Source organism: Maribacter sedimenticola, assembly GCF_900188415.1.
Lineage (GTDB): Bacteria > Bacteroidota > Bacteroidia > Flavobacteriales > Flavobacteriaceae > Maribacter > Maribacter sedimenticola.
In genome coordinates this window covers 470,753-491,768 of the sequence record NZ_FZNV01000002.1, presented here as the reverse complement: position 1 = coordinate 491,768, position 21,016 = coordinate 470,753, and the positions used below count along the sequence as shown (strand labels likewise).

General features: G+C 37.3%; 22 protein-coding genes. 6 read left to right on the top strand and 16 right to left on the bottom strand.

What is annotated here, in order from left to right:
- Positions 1 to 3: 3 nt before the first annotated feature.
- Together CHB68_RS07135 and CHB68_RS07130 are read left to right on the top strand one after the other, a co-directional pair.
- Positions 4 to 918, top strand: a complete 915-nt coding sequence (locus tag CHB68_RS07135) for a DUF4249 domain-containing protein (protein ID WP_089260168.1) — start codon at positions 4 to 6, stop codon at positions 916 to 918.
- Positions 905 to 1,150 (top strand): DUF6095 family protein, encoded by a 246-nt coding sequence (locus tag CHB68_RS07130; RefSeq protein WP_089260167.1) that lies wholly within the window; start codon positions 905 to 907, stop codon positions 1,148 to 1,150. Before CHB68_RS07135 ends, CHB68_RS07130 begins: the two co-directional genes overlap by 14 nt.
- On the opposite strand, the gene CHB68_RS07125 is transcribed toward CHB68_RS07130, so the two are convergent.
- Positions 1,140 to 1,832: a DUF4294 domain-containing protein gene (locus CHB68_RS07125; protein WP_089260166.1), complete on the bottom strand. Its 693-nt coding sequence runs from the start codon at positions 1,830 to 1,832 to the stop codon at positions 1,140 to 1,142. The genes CHB68_RS07130 and CHB68_RS07125 overlap by 11 nt on opposite strands.
- A 104-nt stretch (positions 1,833 to 1,936) precedes the next feature.
- Between CHB68_RS07125 and CHB68_RS07120 the strand changes: the two genes are divergently transcribed.
- The gene (locus CHB68_RS07120; protein WP_089260165.1) at positions 1,937 to 3,028 is read left to right on the top strand and encodes a M42 family metallopeptidase; all 1,092 of its coding nucleotides are present in this window, start codon (positions 1,937 to 1,939) and stop codon (positions 3,026 to 3,028) included.
- 46 nt (positions 3,029 to 3,074) lie between these two features.
- Positions 3,075 to 3,629 (top strand): NUDIX hydrolase, encoded by a 555-nt coding sequence (locus tag CHB68_RS07115; RefSeq protein WP_089260164.1) that lies wholly within the window; start codon positions 3,075 to 3,077, stop codon positions 3,627 to 3,629.
- Here CHB68_RS07115 and hisS read toward each other — a convergent pair.
- The 6 genes from hisS to rpsF form a co-directional block, all read right to left on the bottom strand.
- Positions 3,618 to 4,994: a histidine--tRNA ligase gene (gene hisS / locus CHB68_RS07110; RefSeq protein WP_089260163.1), complete on the bottom strand. Its 1,377-nt coding sequence runs from the start codon at positions 4,992 to 4,994 to the stop codon at positions 3,618 to 3,620. The two genes, CHB68_RS07115 and hisS, sit on opposite strands and share 12 nt — an antisense overlap.
- A gap of 82 nt (positions 4,995 to 5,076) precedes the next feature.
- A complete protein-coding gene (locus CHB68_RS07105) occupies positions 5,077 to 5,553 on the bottom strand; it encodes a DUF6495 family protein (RefSeq protein WP_089260595.1) in 477 nt (158 codons plus the stop codon).
- Between the two features lie 59 nt (positions 5,554 to 5,612).
- On the bottom strand, positions 5,613 to 8,720 hold the full coding sequence (locus tag CHB68_RS07100; RefSeq protein ID WP_089260162.1) for a TonB-dependent receptor: 3,108 nt from the start codon (positions 8,718 to 8,720) through the stop codon (positions 5,613 to 5,615).
- A gap of 102 nt (positions 8,721 to 8,822) precedes the next feature.
- Positions 8,823 to 9,275 carry a 50S ribosomal protein L9 gene (gene rplI / locus CHB68_RS07095; RefSeq protein WP_089260161.1) on the bottom strand — a complete coding sequence of 151 codons (453 nt, stop codon included), beginning with the start codon at positions 9,273 to 9,275 and terminating at the stop codon, positions 8,823 to 8,825.
- Between the two features lie 13 nt (positions 9,276 to 9,288).
- Positions 9,289 to 9,585 carry a 30S ribosomal protein S18 gene (gene rpsR, locus CHB68_RS07090; protein WP_027067300.1) on the bottom strand — a complete coding sequence of 99 codons (297 nt, stop codon included), beginning with the start codon at positions 9,583 to 9,585 and terminating at the stop codon, positions 9,289 to 9,291.
- 5 nt (positions 9,586 to 9,590) lie between these two features.
- Complete coding sequence (gene rpsF, locus CHB68_RS07085) at positions 9,591 to 9,935, bottom strand: 30S ribosomal protein S6 (RefSeq protein ID WP_089260160.1); 345 nt, start codon at positions 9,933 to 9,935, stop codon at positions 9,591 to 9,593.
- 230 nt (positions 9,936 to 10,165) lie between these two features.
- Between rpsF and CHB68_RS07080 the strand changes: the two genes are divergently transcribed.
- Positions 10,166 to 10,858: a LytR/AlgR family response regulator transcription factor gene (locus CHB68_RS07080; protein ID WP_058103007.1), complete on the top strand. Its 693-nt coding sequence runs from the start codon at positions 10,166 to 10,168 to the stop codon at positions 10,856 to 10,858.
- 53 nt (positions 10,859 to 10,911) lie between these two features.
- On the opposite strand, the gene priA is transcribed toward CHB68_RS07080, so the two are convergent.
- Genes priA through nadC form a run of 4 tightly spaced genes read right to left on the bottom strand, consistent with a single transcriptional unit; the run spans position 10,912 to position 15,637 of the window.
- Positions 10,912 to 13,368, bottom strand: coding sequence for a replication restart helicase PriA (priA, locus tag CHB68_RS07075; protein ID WP_089260159.1), 2,457 nt, complete (start codon positions 13,366 to 13,368; stop codon positions 10,912 to 10,914).
- A 5-nt stretch (positions 13,369 to 13,373) separates the two neighbouring features.
- A complete protein-coding gene (locus CHB68_RS07070) occupies positions 13,374 to 13,814 on the bottom strand; it encodes a DUF2147 domain-containing protein (RefSeq protein WP_089260158.1) in 441 nt (146 codons plus the stop codon).
- The gene (locus CHB68_RS07065; protein WP_089260157.1) at positions 13,811 to 14,779 is read right to left on the bottom strand and encodes a YihY/virulence factor BrkB family protein; all 969 of its coding nucleotides are present in this window, start codon (positions 14,777 to 14,779) and stop codon (positions 13,811 to 13,813) included. The genes CHB68_RS07070 and CHB68_RS07065 overlap by 4 nt, the downstream gene beginning before the upstream one ends.
- The gene (gene nadC / locus CHB68_RS07060; RefSeq protein WP_089260156.1) at positions 14,780 to 15,637 is read right to left on the bottom strand and encodes a carboxylating nicotinate-nucleotide diphosphorylase; all 858 of its coding nucleotides are present in this window, start codon (positions 15,635 to 15,637) and stop codon (positions 14,780 to 14,782) included. It abuts the gene before it with no gap.
- Between the two features lie 64 nt (positions 15,638 to 15,701).
- Between nadC and rlmH the strand changes: the two genes are divergently transcribed.
- Positions 15,702 to 16,175 (top strand): 23S rRNA (pseudouridine(1915)-N(3))-methyltransferase RlmH, encoded by a 474-nt coding sequence (gene rlmH, locus CHB68_RS07055; protein WP_089260155.1) that lies wholly within the window; start codon positions 15,702 to 15,704, stop codon positions 16,173 to 16,175.
- Positions 16,176 to 16,288: 113 nt separating this feature from the next.
- On the opposite strand, the gene serA is transcribed toward rlmH, so the two are convergent.
- The 5 genes from serA to CHB68_RS07030 form a co-directional block, all read right to left on the bottom strand.
- Positions 16,289 to 18,181, bottom strand: a complete 1,893-nt coding sequence (gene serA / locus CHB68_RS07050) for a phosphoglycerate dehydrogenase (protein WP_089260154.1) — start codon at positions 18,179 to 18,181, stop codon at positions 16,289 to 16,291.
- Positions 18,182 to 18,322: 141 nt separating this feature from the next.
- Positions 18,323 to 19,108 carry an alpha/beta fold hydrolase gene (locus CHB68_RS07045; protein ID WP_089260153.1) on the bottom strand — a complete coding sequence of 262 codons (786 nt, stop codon included), beginning with the start codon at positions 19,106 to 19,108 and terminating at the stop codon, positions 18,323 to 18,325.
- 1 nt (position 19,109) lies between these two features.
- Positions 19,110 to 19,814 (bottom strand): DUF3307 domain-containing protein, encoded by a 705-nt coding sequence (locus CHB68_RS07040; RefSeq protein WP_089260152.1) that lies wholly within the window; start codon positions 19,812 to 19,814, stop codon positions 19,110 to 19,112.
- 1 nt (position 19,815) lies between these two features.
- Positions 19,816 to 20,421 (bottom strand): SatD family protein, encoded by a 606-nt coding sequence (locus tag CHB68_RS07035; protein WP_089260151.1) that lies wholly within the window; start codon positions 20,419 to 20,421, stop codon positions 19,816 to 19,818.
- A gap of 96 nt (positions 20,422 to 20,517) precedes the next feature.
- On the bottom strand, positions 20,518 to 20,970 hold the full coding sequence (locus CHB68_RS07030; RefSeq protein WP_089260150.1) for a methyltransferase family protein: 453 nt from the start codon (positions 20,968 to 20,970) through the stop codon (positions 20,518 to 20,520).
- Positions 20,971 to 21,016: the final 46 nt, after the last annotated feature.

The following is a 21,016-nucleotide window of genomic DNA, read 5'->3' as shown; positions in this document are numbered from 1 at the left end:
ATCATGAAAAAACTAGCATTGATCCTATTGATGATCTTAGTTGCATCCTGTGAGGATGTAATAGACGTGACCTTACCGGAAAACGATACAAGACTTATTGTCAACGGCGTTATACGCGTAGATGAAACGGAAGAATATGTGCCTATTGAAATCACGGTAACACAGAGTAGTTCCTTTTTTGAAACCAATACTGTTGCCAATATAAAGAACGCTGTTATATATTATGGCACACCAAATATAGATGCACCCGAAATACTTGAAGGAGGCGGAGTTTCTAATTTAACCGAACTTGAACCTGGTAGTGGTAAATGGGTGCCTGATCCATCATTTGATAGTGATCAAAGAATTAGGGTTCAAAATATTAATGAAGGAGATGTTTTTCAACTTATTATCGAGACCGAACAAGAACGCTATTTTGCTTCTACCACATATGTAAAATCAGTACCAATAGACAGTTTGGAACAAGGGGATCAAACTCTATTTTCCGGAGATGAAACCGAGGTCATTGTAACTTTTACCGATAATGGAGAACGAGATGATTTTTATATTCTGGATTTTGACTTTAATGAATATTTAGTTACCGAAGATGAATTCTATCAAGGTCAAACATTTGTATTCTCCTATTTTTACGATGCCGATCTGGCCTTGGATACAGATGATACCGTAGAAATAAGTCTATTGGGTGCTACAGAGGCATTCTATAACTATATGAACCAAATTATTGTACAATCAGGTGGTGACCAGGGTCCTTTTCAAACTCCTGCAGCTACGGTTAGGGGCAACATTACCAATATAACCGGTATTGACAATGATGATGTCAAAGATAATGTAGAGCGGTCAAACAATTTTGCACTAGGTTATTTTGCAATTGTGCAGGAATACAAAAAAAGTATTGTTATTCAACATGAAGAGAACTGATAAAGATTTGCTTGTTAAAGGCCTTAAAAGACTAGCAACCACGGTAGTGTTAATGTTTACTGCACCGTTTGTATTATGGCAAGCTTTTAAAAATCAAGAGCATCCGTTATTTTGGCCTGTGTGCATTTTGGGGATTATTTTAGCCGGCTGGGCAGTCATTATGGGGTTTAAAGGAATATCCACCATTGTTGAATCCGTCTTCGGCAAAAAACAAAAAACAGCTAATCCTTAGGTACTTTGGTCGTTTTTTTCCATTTGTTGTAAAGTTGGTCATAATCATAGTCCAACACGGTTGCCTGCCGTTCCAATTTCCCTTTTGAAAAAGCGCGCTGTAAGATATCCTCTATAAGATAATCCTCTTCAATCTGGTCCGGATGAAACTCTTCCTTTATACTGATTTTAAATAATTTGGCAGTGGTATTGTACCAAAATGCACGCCATCCATTTCTTAAGTCCTTTACCAAATCAAATGCGGTAGAACCCGTTTGTCTATAGATCAGTTTTACCAAAATTTGGCCTTCTGTACGGGTAAGCTTTTTTAACTCTTCAGAAAATTCCTCTTCAATATATTTCTGAACCTTTTTTGTATACTTATTACGTTTTCGCTTATTCTTTATACTTGCCAAACTATCATTCAATTCCACCAACCGTTCTGCGGCAAGTTTGGCATAAGGATAGACTTTTTCAGTTTTTCTACGCAGAATATAATACCGCAATTTATCGTCATATGACGAAAATTTAAGTTTCCCAAAAACATAGGCCTCTTCAAGTGCAATTGAACTTTGTATCAATGAGTCACCTGCAACAATGATCATTCTTTCGGAAATGGAATCCAATTCCTGTTCCTCTACTTGGGAAAAACATAATGGTATGGAACCTCCTATAATTAAAAAGAATACGAATACATATTTCATTGACACAGGTTAAGCAAAAGTCTTGCCAAAATTAACGATTAATACAAAAGGTTATTATTAATACAACGCTAATATTGTTAAGTTTGTATCTTAAAATTATGTAGATGGCGAATAAAAAAATAATTACGGATAAGTCCTTGGACTTTTTTGAAAAATACTTAAATAATGCTGCACCAACCGGTTATGAATGGGAGGGGCAAAAATTATGGATGAACTATCTTAAACCTTATGTGGATACCTTCATTACCGATACTTATGGTACGGCCGTAGGTGTTATTAACCCAGATGCCAAATACAAAGTGGTTATAGAAGGTCATTCCGATGAAATATCTTGGTACGTAAACTATATTACGGACAATGGTTTGATCTATGTCATAAGAAATGGAGGTAGCGATCACCAAATAGCAACTTCCAAATGGGTAAATATCCATACTAAAAAGGGTATTGTAAAGGGCGTTTTTGGATGGCCTGCCATACACACCCGCAAAGGCGAAAAAGAGGAACTTGCTCCAAAATTGGACAATATCTGTATTGATATAGGCGCTAAGGATAAAACCGAGGTAGAGAAAATGGGCGTACATGTAGGATGCGTTATAACCTATCCTGATACATTTCATGTTTTGAACGGTGATAAGTTTGTATGTAGGGCAATAGATAACCGTGCCGGTGGTTTTATGATTGCAGAAGTGGCCCGTTTACTTCATGAAAATAAAGTTAAACTACCTTTTGGTCTTTATATTACCAATTCCGTTCAAGAGGAAATTGGACTTCGCGGGGCAGAAATGATTACACAGACCATAAAACCCAATGTGGCCATTATTACGGATGTATGCCATGATACCACCACACCAATGATCGAAAAGAAAACCCAAGGTCATACTGAAATAGGATTGGGACCTGTAATTTCCTATGCCCCTGCTGTACAGAATAAACTCCGTGAGCGTATAATAGAGACCGCAGAAGCAAAGAAAATACCTTTTCAACGAATGGCCGCATCCAGATCAACAGGTACGGATACCGATGCTTTTGCCTATAGCAATGGCGGCGTTGCATCTGCATTGATCTCTTTACCTTTAAGGTATATGCACACAACGGTTGAAATGGTTCATAGGGAGGATGTTGAAAATGTAATTCAACTTATTTATGAAACATTATTAAATATTAAGGAAGGGGAAACCTTTAGTTATTTCGATTAAACTTTAAAATCCCTCCTCATTAATATGGAGGGATTTTTTTTTACAAATGGATGAACTAATTGATATATTAAATAAGGATGGTTCCGCTACAGGTACATCTCAAATGAAGTCTATTGCCCATGCAGAGGGGCTATTTCATGCAACGGTACATATTTGGCTCTTTACAAAAAGGGGACAAATTTTATTGCAGAAACGGTCTATAACCAAAGATACATTTCCGGGATTGTGGGATGTTTCCGTTGCTGGCCACATAGGGTTCGGAGAAACCGCACTTTATACTGCAATAAGGGAAGTAAAGGAAGAAATAGGGCTGGATATCCAAAAAGAACAACTTATAAAAATCGGAATTTTCAAATCGGTTCAAAACCATTCCAATACGTTGTTGGATTGTGAATTTCACCATACCTATATTTCTGAATTATGCGTACCGGTAACCTCATTGATTAAACAACAAAGTGAAGTAGATGACCTTAAGCTAATGTCCTTGGAAACTTTCCAAACAGAAGTGGAAAACATAAATACCACGCAATACGTTCCCCATTCGCTACAATATTACAGCACAATTATCAAAGCCATACAACATCAGCTGCTAGAGGGTTGAAATAAACTTATCCAATTCAGAAAATGAATAGGTAGTCTGTTGACCACTTTCCATATGTTTTACTATAAAGGAATTTGAATTCAATTCTTCCGCGCCCAAAAGAATGACATACGGTACTTTTCTATTGTTGGCATATTTAAATTGCTTCTGGATTTTGGCATTGGACGGATACACATCTGCAAATACACCATTTTTGCGTAATACGGTTATCAACTTTAAGGAGGCAAGTGCCTCTTTTGCCCCAAAATTAAGACAAAGCACATCCAATGTTCTATCTACGGACTTCGGAAAAAGGTTTAGTTCCTCTAACACCAAGTAGATTCTATCCAATCCAAATGAAATTCCCACTCCGCTCACATCCTTCAATCCAAAAATACCGGTAAGATCATCATATCTTCCTCCACCGCCAATAGAGCCCATTTTAACACCTTCTGGAGCTGCTACTTCAAAAATAGCCCCAGTGTAATAATTTAGTCCTCTGGCCAAAGTTACATCTATAGTAAGTTTTGCGGTCTGCAGACCAATGGACGAAATGGTTTCCAGGATATACCGGAGCTCCTCCAAACCTTTCTTACCTTCCTCTGAACTTTCAAGTAAGGTTTCCAAACGTTCTAATTGATTTACATTACTGCCCTGTGGTTCAAACAAAGGTGACGCTTTATCAATAGCTTCCTTGGAAATGCCTTTTGACAGCATTTCCTTCTTTACACCTTCTTCTCCAATTTTATCCAATTTATCCAAAGCAACCGTAAAATCTATCAATAAATGTTTGGCACCGATTACTTCCGCAATACCGGCCAAAATTTTACGATTGTTCATTTTAATGGTTACGCCGTCTAACTTTAAATCTGCAAATACCGCATCATAAAGCTGTATGAGCTCCACTTCCTGCAGCAATGAGTCTGAACCAACCACATCCGCATCGCATTGAAAAAACTCTCTAAAACGGCCTTTCTGTGGTCTATCTGCACGCCAAACCGGTTGAATTTGATAGCGTTTAAAAGGAAAATCCAATTCATTCTGGTGCATAACCACGTAGCGGGCAAAAGGAACGGTCAAATCATACCGTAATGCCTTTTCCGTTATTCTAGGAGCTATAGTTGCCGAGTTTTTAGAACTATAGGTAACATCGTCTACCTTGCTTATAAAATCGCCCGAGTTTAATATCTTAAAAATTAAACGGTCTCCTTCTTCCCCATATTTACCTAATAAGGTTTCGGAATTTTCAAAAGAGGGTGTTTCTATAGGTTGAAAACCATAGGTTTGAAAATTTTTCTTTATACTATCGAAAATATAATTACGTTTTGCAATTTCTGAAGGAGAAAAATCTCGCGTACCCTTTGGTATGGATGGTTTTTGTGCCATGAATGTTTGATTGATTTACAAATATAACCTTCATTGACCTAGACTACAATGAAGAAGAACTAATAAATAAATGCAAGTAGTTTTATGATGGTTCAATTACATTCTCAAACCATTGGTACAACTCCCCTTTGGTTATGACCGCACCTTGTTGCAGCAACAAAAACTTATCTACGTTCTTATCATCGGTATAGGCTTTGGAAGCCGTAAGGTATTCTACAAAGTCCGATTGCCAATTTTTCTTGAACCAACCAAAGCCTTCTTTTGTGGTGAGGTCAACTTCTGGGTTCATTACTTTGACCGAAATTAATTTCATTTCTTTATCCGTGAGATGAAACAAATGCATTTGATCCTTAGAAATATTTTCCAAGTAGCCTACCTTGGTCAACACTCCTTCCCACACCAAATCACTAAAAATATCTATTTCCTCTTCTGCAATTTTTGGCTTATCCTTTTTTATCTTCTCCCACTCATCTCCCGTAATGGACTGTGTAGCCAAAAAATTAATGAATTCTTGGTGCAATTCTTCCAATTGTTCCTTTGTAAGTCTTGTATACTTCATATTGCAAAAATAAAAAGCCCCAACAGAATTGTCAGGGCTTTTTAACTTTATTTCACTTTTTAAAAAATATAGCGTAGACCAAATTGGGCTTGCCATCTTGACAATAGACTTGCATCATAACCAAAAGTTTCCGTTAAATCTGGATTAAATGTATAGGTAGGTACGTTTGTATCCGAATCTACAGATACACCAACCGGCTGTATATTATTTGGTTGTTGCACCAAGCCCCATTCAGAACTGATCATATTTCCAATATTCAATACATCTATACTGAATTGTATAGTATTTGTTTTAGTGGCAGATACATTAAACTTATAATCCTGAAGAATTTTAAGGTCCCATCTACCTCTCCATGGCGCCAATGCCCCATAGCGTTCTGCATACTGTCCTCTTCTACCGCTCAAATAATCGTCCTGCTCAATATAGTTATTGAATGCAGCTCCCTGTCCAGCAGCTGAAAATTGCATTTGATCAATTTCTGCTGGTGTAGGTACATAGATCAAATCATTGATCCCGGAACCGTCACCATTAATATCACCTCCATATGTGTAGTTGAATCTTCCTCCTTGTGCATATTCAAAGAATGTTGAAATGGTTGTCCCCCATTTATCATTGCCATAAGTCCAATTTTTACTGGCCACACCAATGAATCTATGCTTATCCCCATATTTTGAAGGTGCCAGAACATCTGCATTGGCGTCGTTGACCACTGGGTTACCTACAAAGGCATCTGATGTAATCTCCGCTTCAATAGAATTTACATCCTTGGCGTCCAAATAGCTATAAGCCACCATAGTATACAGACCGTTATCAAAAGTTTTCTCAGCTTTTAATGATGCGTTCCAAATTCTACCCTTGTTGGAATTGGTAAATACATACGGACCTGCTCCTAGACCAAAACTATTCAATAAATCGGCATCTGTATAAATTGCCCTTGTATCCACGCCGGATAAATTACCGGAAGGGGACGTCAATGCCCAATTCTGGACATGGGGACCATTAATATCTTTGGTGTAGGAGACATCAGCAGTAAGTACCAGACCGTTATCCAAACGCTTGTCCGCACCTATGTTGGTTCTCCAAACTTGTGGAAATTTATATTCTGGATCTACAGCCTGAAGGAAAAATACATCTGGGGCAGCTATTTGGTTTCCTAACCATACAAATGGGAAACGTCCTGTAAATAATCCTGACCCACCACGTAATTGCAATGAACGATCTCCGTAGACATCATAATTGAAACCTACTCTTGGAGAAATCAGCCAATCATTGGTTGGCATTTGGGTATTATCAATAAATACCGTTTCTCCTGTATTTGGGTTTTGATAAGGTTGATCTGCAATTACAAACGCCCTATCTATAACATCTTGTGCTTTTTCTGCAGAATCATAAAACAAAGGCTTATCAAACCTTACGCCGTAGGTCAACTTGAACTTTTCACTCAAGTTCCATTCGTCTTGTACATAAAATGCCAATTGACCCACATTGGTTTCTGCCAGTGCCCAACCTTCACCATCCGGAACACTATTATTTGCGTTAAAGGTTGATAGCGGGCCTGCAAAGTCATATGTGGTTGCATCGAAATCTGCTATATCCACACTACCGAACAAATCAAAACCATAAGCAGTAAGGTTAAATGAATTGTCGAACATAAATTTTTCCAACGAAAAACCTACAGTATAGGTATGATCGCCCTTATAGAAATTAAGATTGTTCGTTACCTGAAATACTTTTTGATCCAATCTGTTATTTGCGGAAAACGGTTCATGACCCGCAATAATGTAATTAGAACCATCCTTGGATATATTAATTGATGGCGCTGGAGTGGAAAATGGATTTCTATAGTCGTTGAAATGGGTATACCCTACCTGTAATTTATTCGTAGCAGTTTCCGATAGGGTACTGTTCAATTCAATTTGAACCGATTTTAATTCATTGTTGATCTCATAACCGGAGTTCTGGAATTGAAGCGTATTGGCACTTGGCCCTCTAAACTGAATAGCAGTAGGGTGCGCCGGCTTTTCCTTACTGGCGTTCAAGAAATTATAAATGACCGCCAATCTATTGTTATCATCAATATTCCAGTCTAATTTAAGCAAACCCTTTGTAGACTCTGCCTTATGCACAAAACCTTCATATGCACCGGGATCATAACCAACTGCCAATAATTGATCTCTCACTGCAATTAAGTCGCTCTCTAACACCCTAGATTCGTTAATTGCACCAGAACCTGTATTAGGCACCCAACCATTGGTTCCTAAATCTGTTCTATCATCTTTTTCAAAATTGGCAAAAAAGAATAGTTTGTTTTTTATAATAGGGCCACCTATACTTACACCATATTGATTTTGTTCCAATTTTGGTTTAACAACATCTTCTCCTTTTACCTTGCCCCCGGTCATATCCTCATTTCTAAAAAAACCATAGGCAGTACCATGGAATTCATTAGATCCACTTTTTGTTACCGCATTAACGGATGCTCCGGTGAAACCTGACTGTGTAACGTCATATGGTGCAGTAGAAACCTGTATTTGGTCTATGGCATCCAAGGAAATAGGTTGAGAATCTGTCTGGCCGCCAGGTGTTGCCGCATCTAATCCAAATGGGTTATTGAATATGGCACCGTCCAACGAAAAATTATTGAACTGATCGTTTCTACCCCCAAAAGAATTACCGCTGGCCGTTGGTTCCAATCTTGTAAAATCCTGTGCTGGTCTGGTAATTGTAGGCAAACGTGTCAGCTCCCTTCTGCCCACATTGGTCTCTGCCCCTGTCCTATCACTATTAAAAGTCCCTGAACGATCAGATACTACGGTCACCTCGTCCAAGGATTGACTTTCGCTAGTTAACTGGGTATCTACATTAAATGTTTGGCCCAAGGATAAATAGACATCATTTAGGGTATAGGTCTTAAAACCAACATATGTAATTTCCAATATATAGGGACCGCCTACACGGAGGTTTAATAAATTGAATCTACCATCTTCATTTGTAATGGAACCATACTTTGTTCCCGTTGGAGTATGGACCGCTACAATATTGGCGCCAAACAAAGGCTCCTTTTGATCATCTACGACCAAACCCCTAATGTTGGAGGTCGTAACCTGAGCGTAACTTGTTACTGTTAGTATCAAAAATAACAGTTGAAACAATACTTGTTTTTTCATAAAATTAGTTTTGAGGTGGTTATGAGTTATCGGCCAAAAATAAGCATAAAAAAAAGAGCTATGCATGCATAGCTCTTTTTAAATTATTAACAAATCTTGTTATTACTTTTTCTCGGCAACAACTTCAAATCCAAAATCAACGATAACCTCACGGTGTAATCTGATCTGTGCATTATATGGTCCGGTTCTTTTAACCGCACCACCCAAGATGCTAATGAATTTTTTATCGATTTCATGCCCTTCTTTTCCAAGTGCATCTGCCAAATCACCGTTAGTTACAGAACCAAACAATTTATCTGCAGCTCCTGTTTTAGCAGTTATCTTCAATTCCAAAGCCTTTAATGCCTCTTCTGTCTTTTTGGCGGCATCAATTACTTTTTTCTCTTTGTGTGCTCTTTGCTTTAGGTTTTCTGCCAAAACTTTCTTAGCCGATGTAGTAGCCATAGCGGCCAAGCCTTGAGGAATAAGGAAATTTCTTCCATATCCGTTCTTAACATTTACTATATCGTCTTTAAAACCTAAATTCTGTACGTCTTCTTTTAATATAAGCTCCATGATACTTTTCTTATTATTTTAATAAATCAGCAACATATGGCATTAACGCCAAATGACGAGCTCTTTTTACCGCTTGGGCTACTTTTCTTTGATACTTCAACGAAGTTCCTGTAAGTCTTCTAGGTAGTAATTTACCTTGCTCGTTTACCAACTTCAATAAAAAATCCGCATCCTTATAATCCACGTACTTAATACCGGATTTTTTAAAACGACAATACTTCTTTTTTGTGTTGGTCTCAATGTTCAATGGAGTTAGATACCTGATCTCCCCATCTTTCTTTCCTTTTGCCTGTTGTTGTAATGTTGCCATAATACTTAAGCTTTAGCGGTTTTTTTGTTTCTTGTTCTTCTTTTTTCTGCCCATGCAATGGCGTGCTTGTCCAATTTAACGGTCAAGAAACGCATAACACGTTCATCTCTTCTAAATTCCTGCTCGTAAGGCATAACGACCTCACCGTTGCTAGTGAATTCGAACAAGTGATAAAATCCACTCTTCTTGTTTTGGATAGGGTAAGCTAATTTCTTTAGCCCCCAGTTCTCTTTGGCTACCATTTTGGCGCCATTCTTAATTAAGAAATCCTCGAATTTCTTAACTGTTTCCTCTATCTGAACATCAGATAGAACGGGATTCAAAATGAAAACAGTTTCGTAATGGTTCATATTATATTTGTTTTAAGGAGTGCAAAAATAGATATTATTTTAAAATAATTATAAGAAATGTGAATATTCTTCGTTATTGAATGGTAACAACATTAAAAAAATAAACCAAATCTTAAACATATGATCATTACCAAGTACACGATCAACACTGCATTGTTCACATCTTTTGTTGTAGTTCAACAGGTTTTTTCGGTTATTTGTCGATGATTTAACCCCACAAATCAGCCCTTATGAAGTTAAGAAGTATCATCGTTGACGATTCGTCCATGCAAAGGATGGCCGTAGCAAAGTTGGTAAACAATCATCCTAATTTAACTATGGTAGCAGAATACAGCAATGCTATCGAAGCAAAAAATGGAATCAAGAACCATGAGATCGACCTTATTTTTCTTGATGTTGAAATGCCAATTATCACAGGATTCGACCTACTCGAGTCCCTAGAAAACAGTCCTCAGGTAATATTGATTACCGGAAAACCAGATTATGCACTAAAAGCATTTGACTATGATGTAACGGATTATTTACATAAACCCATTACCATGGCACGCTTTGATGCATCTGTGAAAAGAGCGGTTGCAAATTATGAACAAATGCATCGCGTGAACGAAGATGAAGAACACATTTTCGTAAAGAGCAACCTTAAGAAAAGAAAGGTTATATTAAATGATATTAAGTGGATAGAAGCACTTGGCGACTATATAAAACTAGTAACCGATGAGGCAAATATCGTAATCTTATCAACAATGAAATCTTTTGAAAAGCAATTGCCGGAAGACAAGTTTTTAAGAATACACAAGTCTTATATCATTAACCTAGAGAAGGTTGAAAAATTCAACAGTAAAAATGTTGAGGTTAGCGGTAGATCAATACCACTGAGCAGAAACAAAAAAACAGAATTGGCCGAAGCGCTAAGTAACGTATAAGAAATATGAGATAATTCTACTTTAAAAGACCGCCTAACAGCGGTCTTTTTATATTATATATGGTCTACATTATAAATTACCCGTACACTACGGTACATGGATACCGCCTTAAAGGATGTTTCTATGCGCCTAATATTGGCTTTAGTCCTTGCCAAGGATTCCCCACTATGCACCTTTACAATAATATGCTTTAAATATTGATTTCTTATCCTGGCAACAGGCGGATACTCCGGACCCAAGACCGTTCCTCCAAAATTTGATCGTAACGCCCCAGCAAACCAATCTGCAGCCTCATTGATTACATTGTAGTTTTTATGTTTAAACGTGACCTTAATGATCCTACATATTGGCGGATACTTAAATTGCCCCCTTTCATACAGCTGTTCCGCATACATATTTTCATAATCGCCCGTGGTAACCTGCTTTAAAATTTGATGGTAGGGATTATAGGTCTGTATAAGGACCTTACCCCGCTTTTTCGTTCGTCCAGCCCTTCCTGAAACTTGGGTCAATAATTGATATGTACGCTCGTGGGCCCTATAATCCGGGAAATTCAATAAGGAATCCGCATTCATAACACCTACCAAGCTCACATTCCTAAAATCCAGACCCTTGGTCAACATTTGCGTACCTACCAAAATATCCAATTCCTGTTGTTCAAAAGCTGTTATTATTTTTTCGTACCCATGTTTTCCGCGGGTAGTATCCAGATCCATACGGCCAACCTTTGCGCTGGGAAATAATGCAGAAACCTCTTTTTCTATCTGTTCCGTACCAAAACCTTTGGTATCCAATTCTGGACTACCGCATGCAAAACAACTTTCTGGTAAAGCGGTATGATGTCCACAATAATGGCAGCGCAACTGGTTTCTGTATTGATGATAGGTCAAGCTTACATCACAATTGGGACATTGAGGCGTATGGCCACATGTTAAACATTCCAGCAAAGGGGCAAAACCCCTTCTGTTCTGGAACAAAATGATTTGACCGCCTTCGTTTAGGGTTTCATCTATACCCACGAACAGTTGTTCAGAAAAATGTCCTTTCATCCGCTTTTTACGGGTTGCTTCCTTTATATCCACAAGCTCCATATCCGGCATGAGCACATTGCCATATCTTCTCGTAATTTCCGCATAGCCATATTTATGTGACTGTGCATTAAAATAACTTTCTATACTAGGGGTTGCCGAACCCAAAAGTACATTTGCCTTGTGCATAAGGCCAAGCACTATAGCAGCATCACGCGCATGATATCTGGGAGCCGGATCAAATTGCTTAAAGGATCCCTCATGCTCTTCATCTACAACTACCAAACCTAATTTGCCAAAAGGTAGAAACATGGCCGATCTAGCCCCAATGACCAATTGCGCCTTTGGCTTGCCCTGCAATACATTCTGCCATACTTCTACCCGCTCCTGAACATTATATTTAGAATGATATATTGCAATCTTATCACCAAAATATTCCTGTAGCCTGCTTATCAACTGGGTAGTCAAGGCAATTTCCGGTAACAGATACAATGCTTGAAGACCTTTTTCCAAACATTCCTCCAAGAGCTTTACATATACCTCGGTTTTACCGGAAGATGTTACTCCTTTCAGCAACGTGACCTTATCTTCTTGAAAAGATGCTTTAATATCCAGCAAGGCTTGTTCCTGATACTCGTTCAGCGCTTTACTATCAACATGCTCCGTACCACCATCATAGTTTACCCTATCGGTTTTTATATAATATTCCTCTAGAATAGCCTTGTCCACCAAAGATTTAATAATAGCTTTTGAAGTGTTGCTCGATTTTTCCAGCTCGGAAACCTTTATTGGTTTTCCGGTACTTCCCTGTAATTGAAATAAAGTGAGTACAACTTGGCTTTGTTTAGGTGCCCTATTTAAGGTATGTAATAGGGCCTCTAATTTCTCATCCGTTGTATACTGGGAACCTAACCGAACATAGCGGACCAACTTAGGTTTATATTGTTCATATACCTCTTCTTTAAGCACAATGACTTTTTTGGCCAATAACCGTTCTAGGACGGGCAAAATGTTTTTCCGTTCCACAATGGCAGAAACTTCTTGAACCTTAAGGACAGATTGATGCTGCAATGCCTCGAACACTAAAAATTCATCGTCCAGCAAATCATTTTCATCAATCTCATAAGCCGTATTACGGAGTACCAAGGTTTCACTTTCCAACAAAAATGCACTTGGCAGTGCACTGCGCACCACTTCCCCCAATGTGCACATGTAATATGAAGCTATCCATTCCCAATGTTTTAACTGTGTATCATGTACAATAGGATAATCATCTAAAAGCTGGTGAATCTCCTTAGCTTCATAGGCTTGTGGCGGGTCTTGGTGTATACTATATACCAAACCTGTATAAATTTTTGATTTGCCAAAAGGTACCGCAACACGCATACCAGGCTTTAACAAACCAGCTTCTTCACTTGTAATACTATATGTAAATAGACGCTCTAACGGAATGGGCAATATGACATTGATAAAGTTTGCCATACCAATTACCCCTCTACGCGGACCCAAGTTTGCGTCCTATAGATAAAGGCCAAATACCCCCTTACCTTCAATTCATCTGAATTATCAGGATTCAACCAAATCTTAAACCTGAATGTCATGGCCTGTTCTGGGTCAAAAAGCCTTTTACCTTTCCACTCCCCATCATCATTTCGTTCTCCTGCCGTAATAATTTCCATGCCCTCTACCGGTTTATCCTTTAACTCCCCATCGCATTTAACACAGGTTACCCCCTCTTTACCTTCTTCCAATATTTTAATGACCTTACCATACATTAAACCGTCCTTTTCATAAATTTCTATGACCCCTTTTGGTAATCCGGTACGATCATCTATGGTTTTCCATTTACCAAATACGGATTGACCGTATGCACTTACCGTACACATTATTATACATAGGTAACTAAACTTTATAATTAGGTCTCTCATTCTTTTCTTGTGATTTTTCTAAGTGTATTCAGGGAGGCATTAAGCTCAAACCCCAACAGCAATATATTGGAATTTAACCAGATGTATACCATTAATATCAATAAACCTCCCAACGCCCCATATAATTCATTATACCGTGCAAATTTCTCTACATAAATACCGAACAAATATGAAGTGATTAAAAAAAGAATGGTTGTCATTAATGCTCCAAAGGAAAAAAACCTAGCTTGCTTTCCTTCCCTGGTTCCAAAATAATATAAGATTGCCGTAGTAAAGTACGATAGAACAATAAAAAATAACACTTTTGCAATTTGGACACCTACTACTTCCTCTTCACCAAGAATGTATCCTCCTTGCCTTGCTGCAAATTCCGATAAATAGCCCAGTACGTAAAATTCAAAATATACAAAGGCCACAAAACCAAGGATTATTAAAATGGCCAAAATAAGACCTACCATTAACGCATAAAGATACTGCCTGAAAAAATGACGTGTAAGCTCTATATGATACGATGTCTCAAAACCCCCAAAAATGGAGTTGACACCATTGGCAATTAGAAAAATGGACAATACAAAAGATGAAGAAAGAAGCCCACCTCTCTTTTGATCCTTGATCTGTTGAAACACCTCTCCAAAATATTCTCCTGTGGCCGTGGGCAAAAATGATTCCAAGAACAATCTAAACTGTACCTCAAAATCTCCATGTTCAATATTAATATAGGGTAATAAAAAAGGGACCAAAGTCACCATAAAAATCAATAAAGGGAAAAGTGCCATAAACAGGCTAAATGCAATTGCACTTGCGCGTGTGGACAAAGTTCCTTTTAATATGCCCAAAACATACATTTCCAAAAGGTCATATACAGATAGCCCCTCAAAGCCTGGCAACCTAATCTCTTTCAATAACTTTACGAGCCAGTTAATAATAGGGATTTTATCTAGTTTTTCTTCGACCTCCAATGACATTTACACCGCTTTTAAGCTTAAGTCCATATTATATACAGAATGGGTCAAAGCCCCAGAGGAAATATAATCTACCCCACATTCAGCATATTCCCTAATGGTTTTTTCATTAATACCCCCAGAAGATTCTGTAAGGCATGTATCTCCAATTAATTCTACTGCTTTACGGGTATCTTCATAATTAAAATTATCTATTAAAATCCTGTACACACCACTGGACTGTAAAATTTCCTTTATTTCTTCCAAATTTCTTGCTTCCACGATAATCTTTAGATCTTTGCCGGTAACTTCTAAATATTTTTTTGTCTTTTCGATAGCTTTGGTAATTCCTCCTGCAAAATCTATATGGTTATCCTTTAACATAATCATATCATACAATGCGAATCTATGATTTTCCCCTCCTCCTATTTTTACCGCCCATTTTTCCAATGCACGTATTCCCGGTGTAGTTTTTCTGGTATCCAAAATTTTTGTTCCCGTGCCATTTAATAAATTGACGAACATATTGGTCTTTGTTGCAATAGCACTCATTCGTTGCATGGCATTAAGTACTAAACGCTCCGCCTTTAAAATACTTTGTGAACTTCCTTCAACATAGAATACAATATCACCATATTTAACAGATGACCCATCCTTAATCTTTACATCAATTGTTAAATCTGGGTCTACATAGTAAAAGACCAGTTTTGCAAAATCTACACCAGCTATTACACCTTCGTCCTTTACGAGTAATTTTGCCTTTCCGGTAGCGGTATTGGGTATACAGGCCAATGAACTATGGTCTCCATCACCCACATCCTCACGAATGGCATTGGCTATTATTAACTTTATCTCCTCCTTAAATTGTGCTTCTGAAATCATATATTAGAATGTATTGCTATGCTAATTTACAAATCCATTTGTGAAATTGATTTACTTTTGAACTATGACTATAAAACTTTTGGCCATTGGCAAAACCGATAGTTCCCAATTACAAGAACTAATTGATGTATACGATAAACGATTACAGCACTATATCAATTTTGAAATAGAGCTGATACCCGATTTAAAGAAAACCAAAAATCTATCCGAAGAACAACAAAAAAGCAAAGAGGGCGAATTGATTCTTAAAAAAATAGCCCCTACCGATGTACTTATAGTCCTTGACGAAAAAGGTAAACACTACTCCTCTGTAGAATTTTCTACTTTTTTACAGAAAAAAATGAATTCAGGTATAAAGCAACTGGTCTTTCTAATTGGTGGACCTTATGGCTTCAGTCATGAAATATATGCCAAAGCTTCTGGTAAAATCAGTCTATCCAAAATGACCTTTTCACATCAAATGGTGCGCTTATTCATTACAGAACAAATATATAGGGCCTATACCATTTTAAGAAACGAACCGTATCATCACCAATAGATTAGCCTTTGTAACCGTTTTAAACTTTTTATATGTACAAAAAAAGTCCGAATTTGAGTACTTAACCCAATTTCGAACTTTTTAAGATGTTATGTTCAAATTTCTAAGAACTTTTAATATAGGACCCTAAACTTAATGGTATTCTCTACTTTTTTCAAAGCCTTGATTACATCCTTATTATATTCCCTATCCAAATCCGTTATTACATAGCCTACTTCATTATCGGTAGATAAATATTGACTGGAAATATTCAACTCATATTCTGCCAATACCTTATTGATTTTGGCCATAATACCAGGTACGTTTTTATGAATGTGTAAGAAACGGTGAGATTTATTTTGCTTTGGCAAACGTATGTTTGGGAAGTTTACCGCATCTACCGTATTACCGGAATTGATATAATCCATAATCTTGTTGGGTACAAAGTCCGCAATATCCCTTTGTGCCTCTTCTGTACTGCCACCCACATGTGGAGTTAATATTACATTGTCAAAACCTTGAAGTTTTGTTTGGAAACTACCGTTACTGGCAGGTTCATCCGGATATACATCTATGGCCGCACCGCCAATATGACCTTCTTTTAACGCATCTGCCAAAGCATCTATGTCCACCACAAAACCACGAGACAAATTAATAAGCATGGCTCCTTTTTTCATTTGCTTTATCTCACGTGCCCCAATAAAATTCTTATTGGCCTTATTATCGTCTATATGCAACGTGACCACATCCGATACGTTTAGCAAATCTTCCAATGAGTTGCATTTTACCGCGTTGCCCAAGGCCAATTTGTCATCCACATCATAATAATATACCCGCATGCCCATGGCTTCTGCAAGTACGGATAATTGTTTACCAATATTTCCATAACCTACAATTCCCAAGTTCTTTCCACGTACCTCACGAGAGCCTGCAGCCGTTTTTTGCCATTGCCCTTCGTGTATTTCCCTACTACGATCAAATACACTACGCATTAACATAATGATCTCACCAATGGCCAATTCTACTACTGATCTTGTATTGCTGTAAGGAGCATTGAATACTACAACACCTTTTTTCTTAGCATGTTGTAGATCTATTTGGGTAGTTCCTATACAAAACGCACCTACTACCAATAATTTATCCGCGGCGTCCAAAACTTTTTGGGTAACCTGGGTCTTTGACCTTATACCCAAAACATGTACGCCCTTGATTTTTTCAAGTAGCTCCTCTTCTGGCAAGCTGTGTTTAATAAGTTCTACGGAAAATCCGTCTTCAGATAGATTTTCAAATGCAGCGGTGTGCACATTTTCTAATAATAGGACCTTAATCCTATTTTTTGGGTACGAGATATTTCTTGGCAATTTATTCACAAATAAAAATTCATCTAAACTTGGTGTAACATAATCCGCATTGTTTGCGGCCTTTTCTCTATGCACGTTCTCGGTATATGCAAAAAATTTATCTGCAATACCTGCCTCGCGCATTACGTAATCACTATACCCATCTCCTATTACTTGAACCTCTCCGTCCAAATCCATTTGCCTAAGACAATCAATTTTGCCATTATGCTGAGATAGTACATTTTTTTCATCAAAACCAATGATATTACCTTCTTCGTCGAATTTAAATGTATTTGCATACACTCTTTCAGACGGAATATTATATTCCTCTACAATTGGATCAATAAATTCTTTAAAACCACAGGATATTACATAGATATCATCTGCGTATTTCTGAAAAAACTCTTTATTGGATTCAATAGATTTTGAAATCTTATTACGTAGTTCCTTTACCAAACCGTCCAAATCTTCCTTTTTGGCATTGAGCAACTTGATACGACGTTCCAAGGATTCCGTAAACGAGATATCTCCATCAATACCCAGATTAGTAATCTTCTGTATTTCCTTGATCACATCTTCTTTATTGGACTTACCCTCTAAGGTCATTTCCGCAAGAACATCCAATGCCTCTACCCTGGTCAAAGTACTATCGAAATCAAAAACGTATTTTCTACTCAATTCGGTCATTGCCAACTACTGTTTTAGATTTAGGTTTCTGGTTAAAATTAAGCATCAAAAGTAAAAATTAAATTTGTCCTGTTAAACGATATCCTGTAAATAAAACAAAAAGGATTGGTTATGATGCATATATAATCAAAAGACATAGACCTACTCCAAAAATTGTAGTATTACGCTGGCAAAACCCTTGGTCTTATATGTCTTGTTATGATCTCCTTTTACTATGGCAAACTTACCGTTTTTAAAGGCTTTGCTCAAACTTTCTGAATTTCCGTTTTCAAGATCCTGATCTCCGCGCACCACCAAAACTTCCGTTTTAACGGCCTTCAATTCTTTTTTTAAAGTTACAGGTTGATATTTCTGCTGCAAATGCAATGACCTTAGATCTGCATTGATCGACTTTGCATAATTGACCGCACCAATAGTTAGTTCGTTTACATCTCCGTTGAATGCATTTGCGAACATGATCCGCCTATCCCACTGTGGGTTGATAAAATCTATTCCCATACCGCCCAGTACCGCTTTTGATATTCGTTTATCCTCGGTCAACAATTTGGCCAACAGAATACTTCCCCTGGAATATCCAATTGCTAAATATGCAGTGATCCGCAAATGATCCATTAATAATTTAAGATCCATAATTTCGGAATTACCGGCATATGCAGCATCCTTCTGGGGTTTTCCAGATTCTCCATTTCCCCTTAAGTCTGGTATTATTACCCGGTAACCATTTGCCAACAAATCTTTTTTTAGTTCGGTATTGTCCCATGACTTTCGTGTATTTATAAACCCATGTATTAACAATACCGGCTTTCCTTCCCCTTCATCTGTATATACAATAGGTACCCCATCAAATGAAACAAAGGTATTTTCCTGGGCACCACCAATTGAACAAAAAAGTATAAGGCATGTTATTAGAACACTTTTTCCACACATACTAATGGTATTGAGACATATATAATAATCCGGCCAAAATTGCCAAACCAAAACTAACCAGAGTTCCTATCAAAATATATTCCGTAAGCTTTCTATTGTTTCGTTCCTTAAGGTCATTAAACCGGAATACGGATTTAGCGGCTATCAATAGACCAATGACCTCCCACCTGCCAATAACGATGAAGATCAAAACAAATAGACGCTCTATCATTCCAATATATTTACCGGCATTTGGCAAGGATTTATGATCTGTTTCTATCTGGTTGGCCATGCCTTCCAAAACTTTACCCATTATGATCGCTGCCGGATAAGTTACAAATACAATTGCCGTAACCAAGTACCAGTCCATATCCTGAAACAACAAAACGGTCCTTCCACTTAGATCCCCATAAAATACACATATGTATATCAATAACACATGTAATCCTTGATCTATAAAAAAAGGAATGCTCTTATTTTTAAACATGGGATCGGTATATAATTTAAGAATATCTATACCTAAATGGCCAATAGCTATGACCATCGCCATTTTCCATAGGGCAAGGTCCCACAATAAAAGCATATAAAGTACAAAATGCAGTAAAACATGTAAGTACAAATACTTGGAGGAAACTTTATTGGATTCCTTATGTACCACCCACTTAGTTGGCTGAAGGACAAAATCCCCTATTAAATGTGCCAAAATCAATTTTATAAATATCAACATCTTAAATTTCCGTGATTATCTCTTTATAATAATTCAATAAATCCAATACCAAATCCAGCCTGGCACGTTTTAAACGTTGGCTAACCGCAGATTGCTTTATTCCCAGTTTTTGGGCTATTTCTTTTTGGGAATCATCAGGATGATCTAAGACCAAGGCTACAATTTCTGCAGATACCACACTCCAATCATCCATAAAATCAAGTGCTAATTGCAACATTAGGTTCAAAGTACGATCATATTGGGCCACGCCTGTTGCAATGCTTAAATTGACCTTGCTATCCTTGAGCGATTCAAAATTCCTACCTGAACGTTGGTATGCAGGACCATTAGATTCCGTTACCCCAGAACCTATATAGGTTTCTAACCCTATTCCTATTCCCATTCTAACATCAAGACCCTTTATGGTCTTAAGCATTGCCTTTATTCTTATTGCAGTAAACAGCGCATTTTGTTTGGTAACCTTTAATTGAAATTCATCTCCTCTATAAATTTCCCAATTCATGGGCGATGCACCAAATTGATTAAAATATGTTTTTAACATTTCAATCCATTGTGAGGATGGATAATTTTCAGAATTTATAATGTCACCTGTTATAATTGCAATCATAACTATTATTTAAAACACTAATATATTCAATTATAAGCAAATTAACTAATATTTTTAAGTATTAGTGATTTAGATAATATATACATTGTAAATTGTCTAAAACCAACGTCTGGTCAACGTACAATATTCCTTATATGCACGCCCAAATTTTTCCTTTAAAACCAATTCTTCCGGAATTATCTGAAAACGGTTCATATAAGCAACAAATGCAGCGGCTACCAGAGTATTAAACGCATTGCCCAAATACACTCCTAAGGCCAATAACGTAAGCAACATGGCTAAATACATAGGATTTCTAGAGTATTTAAAAATACCATCTACCACTAATTTGGCCGCCTTGTCCGGACGGGTTGGATCCACGGTAGTCTTTGCCCTATAAAATTGAAATAAGGATATAAAAACAATTACAAAGGCTGAAACCATTAAAGCCTTAAAAAGCAACATGCGTCCAAAAAAATCAAAATGGCCAAAAGGCAATACAAAATCAAGACCGTACATTAAAAAGCCAAAGACCAAAAACACCAAAGCGGGAGGTAACTTTAATTCCATTTTATAAAATTACTACTTTTGAAAATCAAAACTAATTAATTGGTCC

Excerpts from the sequence above, each read along its gene's own strand:
- CHB68_RS07135 (WP_089260168.1), top strand. The coding sequence starts at position 4 with ATGAAAAAACTAGCATTGATCCTATTGATGATCTTAGTTGCATCCTGT.
- CHB68_RS07130 (WP_089260167.1), top strand. The coding sequence starts at position 905 with ATGAAGAGAACTGATAAAGATTTGCTTGTTAAAGGCCTTAAAAGACTA.
- CHB68_RS07125 (WP_089260166.1), bottom strand. The coding sequence starts at position 1,832 with ATGAAATATGTATTCGTATTCTTTTTAATTATAGGAGGTTCCATACCA.
- CHB68_RS07120 (WP_089260165.1), top strand. The coding sequence starts at position 1,937 with ATGGCGAATAAAAAAATAATTACGGATAAGTCCTTGGACTTTTTTGAA.
- CHB68_RS07115 (WP_089260164.1), top strand. The coding sequence starts at position 3,075 with ATGGATGAACTAATTGATATATTAAATAAGGATGGTTCCGCTACAGGT.
- hisS (WP_089260163.1), bottom strand. The coding sequence starts at position 4,994 with ATGGCACAAAAACCATCCATACCAAAGGGTACGCGAGATTTTTCTCCT.
- CHB68_RS07105 (WP_089260595.1), bottom strand. The coding sequence starts at position 5,553 with ATGAAGTATACAAGACTTACAAAGGAACAATTGGAAGAATTGCACCAA.
- CHB68_RS07100 (WP_089260162.1), bottom strand. The coding sequence starts at position 8,720 with ATGAAAAAACAAGTATTGTTTCAACTGTTATTTTTGATACTAACAGTA.
- rplI (WP_089260161.1), bottom strand. The coding sequence starts at position 9,275 with ATGGAGCTTATATTAAAAGAAGACGTACAGAATTTAGGTTTTAAAGAC.
- rpsR (WP_027067300.1), bottom strand. The coding sequence starts at position 9,585 with ATGGCAACATTACAACAACAGGCAAAAGGAAAGAAAGATGGGGAGATC.
- rpsF (WP_089260160.1), bottom strand. The coding sequence starts at position 9,935 with ATGAACCATTACGAAACTGTTTTCATTTTGAATCCCGTTCTATCTGAT.
- CHB68_RS07080 (WP_058103007.1), top strand. The coding sequence starts at position 10,166 with ATGAAGTTAAGAAGTATCATCGTTGACGATTCGTCCATGCAAAGGATG.
- priA (WP_089260159.1), bottom strand. The coding sequence starts at position 13,368 with ATGGCAAACTTTATCAATGTCATATTGCCCATTCCGTTAGAGCGTCTA.
- CHB68_RS07070 (WP_089260158.1), bottom strand. The coding sequence starts at position 13,814 with ATGAGAGACCTAATTATAAAGTTTAGTTACCTATGTATAATAATGTGT.
- CHB68_RS07065 (WP_089260157.1), bottom strand. The coding sequence starts at position 14,779 with ATGTCATTGGAGGTCGAAGAAAAACTAGATAAAATCCCTATTATTAAC.
- nadC (WP_089260156.1), bottom strand. The coding sequence starts at position 15,637 with ATGATTTCAGAAGCACAATTTAAGGAGGAGATAAAGTTAATAATAGCC.
- rlmH (WP_089260155.1), top strand. The coding sequence starts at position 15,702 with ATGACTATAAAACTTTTGGCCATTGGCAAAACCGATAGTTCCCAATTA.
- serA (WP_089260154.1), bottom strand. The coding sequence starts at position 18,181 with ATGACCGAATTGAGTAGAAAATACGTTTTTGATTTCGATAGTACTTTG.
- CHB68_RS07045 (WP_089260153.1), bottom strand. The coding sequence starts at position 19,108 with ATGTGTGGAAAAAGTGTTCTAATAACATGCCTTATACTTTTTTGTTCA.
- CHB68_RS07040 (WP_089260152.1), bottom strand. The coding sequence starts at position 19,814 with ATGTTGATATTTATAAAATTGATTTTGGCACATTTAATAGGGGATTTT.
- CHB68_RS07035 (WP_089260151.1), bottom strand. The coding sequence starts at position 20,421 with ATGATTGCAATTATAACAGGTGACATTATAAATTCTGAAAATTATCCA.
- CHB68_RS07030 (WP_089260150.1), bottom strand. The coding sequence starts at position 20,970 with ATGGAATTAAAGTTACCTCCCGCTTTGGTGTTTTTGGTCTTTGGCTTT.